We start from the raw sequence: 303 nt of genomic DNA, 5'->3' as shown, positions 1-303 counted from the left end.
TCCAAGGACCTCCCGCTGCGGATCAAGGCGTCCTCGGTGGGCCTGCTCGCCGAGGAGTAAGGGGCCGAGCTGGCGGTCAGCTCCGGGTGGACGGGCATGTCCGAGGTGCTCGTGGCGGCGGCCGTCGTCGACGCGCTGTTCTCGGCCGGCCACGACCCCGCGGTGTCCATCGAGGGCGTCCGCGACCTCCCCGAGCACACCGCACTCGTGCACCCCTCCCAACGCGGCCGGGCGCTCCGCCGGGGCACCGGCGACGGCCGCGTCCGGCTGGTGCGCGGAGAACGCGAGGCGTTCGGACTGCGC

At 75.2% G+C, this 303-nt stretch carries 1 pseudogene; it reads left to right on the top strand.

From position 1 onward, the window contains the following. Positions 1–303, top strand: a pseudogene (locus PUR61_RS14365) (PhoH family protein); the annotation flags it as partial.

It is taken from the genome of Streptomyces sp. BE20 (assembly GCF_036322525.1).
Classification (GTDB): domain Bacteria; phylum Actinomycetota; class Actinomycetes; order Streptomycetales; family Streptomycetaceae; genus Kitasatospora.
Note: the sequence above shows the minus strand (reverse complement) of the source record. Positions and strands in the feature narration are given on the sequence as shown.